Source organism: Aminobacter sp. AP02 (assembly GCF_003148805.1).
GTDB lineage: Bacteria > Pseudomonadota > Alphaproteobacteria > Rhizobiales > Rhizobiaceae > Aminobacter.
The window spans coordinates 1-1492 of sequence record NZ_QGGX01000063.1 but is presented as its reverse complement, the minus strand read 5'-3'; the positions used below and the strand labels follow the sequence as shown (position 1 = coordinate 1492).

The following is a 1492-nucleotide window of genomic DNA, read 5'->3' as shown; positions in this document are numbered from 1 at the left end:
CAACGTCGGAGGAAGCAAAGGGCCAGAGGCCGGTCTCTTTCTCATCACCGGGCCTGATTACCATGGCATGGTCCCGGCAGGCATGAAGCAGATCACGGTCAGAACGAATCTCGCCGTGGTCGCCAACCGTGTGTTCGTCAATGGAGATGCCGATCTGCCCACCGCCCGCGCCGTACAGGAAGGGTTCAATTTGCTCCCGCTGTCGGTATTCCAGAAGAACGGATTGAACTTCAAGCTTCCTGAGAAGGTCGACTACGAGCGTTTCGTGTTCACACCAACGGCTCCCCAGGCTTTGCAGCTATATGATCAGATCGGCTTTGGTATGCGCACGTTTCTCTCGGCGAGCGACGACTTCTCCGATCCCGATGTCGGAGCCGCGCAGCAAATCGGTCTGAGTGTCGCCAAAGGTTTCGAGTGGCAGGGCCTCGACGAGCCGACGAAACGGGGACTAGCCAGGGCGGCGCTGGCTGCGGATGCCATCATCGCGAACACCTATGCGAATGCGGCTGAGACCGTCAACGGCTGGAGGTATACGATGGGCGGCGGCAGAGCGGGCTTCAACTACGCCGTGAGGGCCGCATTCTCCGCCAATCTTACCGGAGCCAACGTGCCGGAGGAAATCCTCTATCCGAATACCCGCGTCGATGACACTGGCGCTCCGCTTACGGGAGAGCACAAATACGCCCTCCATTTCGAGAAAGGTGGGCGTCCCCCTGTCTCGGTGTTCTGGAACATGAGCATGTACGATGACAAGGAGTTCTTCATCTACAACGACTTCAAGCGCTACAGCATTGGCAGCACGACCGACGGACTGAAGGCCGATCCTGATGGTTCCGTTACCGTTCTGATCCAGAACGGGCGTCCGGCGGACACTTCGAATTGGCTGCCTGCGCCAACCGGTCCGTTCAATCTCACGATGCGACTTTATGGAGCACAGACTCCGATCCTCAATGGCTCATATCGACTGCCTGGGATCAAGCGAGTGGACTGATCGGATTGGTGGCCTGAGCGGAAATCCGTGACGGACTTCCGGGCCGTTGGAGATATCTCATGCGAGCCTGGTTTCCTGCACTCGTCCTTCTGCCGTTCGTCGTGTCCACAGCGGGGGCGGTGGAATTCACGCCAGACCAACTACATGACCGAACGGTCGAACGTCGCGCAATCGAGGCTGTGAACTGGGGATGGTCATGGACCGAGATCTGATCGGTTCAAGTTTCTACCTTCGGTCGTCGCTCCCAACCTTCTGAACGAGCTATCATTGTCGCCTAAGAACCCGGTTCCTGCCGGGTTTTCTTTTGCCCTTATGTCGGCGAGGCATTTTGATGGGTTCTGACCTGCCACTGAACTGTCATCCAGCGGCAATTAGAGCCTCGGCGGTTTTGATCCGATACCGTTTATTGGACCGCCGGAAGGTGGAGTTTCCCGGCTGTTTCACAATGACGGGCTGGTGGCGCCATCGTGATTGATCAACGATATCGGTACCTTGTGTCCG

At 57.6% G+C, this 1492-nt stretch carries 1 protein-coding gene; it reads left to right on the top strand.

Features of this window, described 5'->3' with window-relative positions:
- Positions 1 to 991, top strand: a 991-nt coding sequence (locus C8K44_RS27175) for a DUF1214 domain-containing protein (protein ID WP_109578859.1), incomplete at its 5' end; no start/stop codon positions are given.
- Between the last annotated feature and the right edge of the window lie 501 nt (positions 992 to 1492).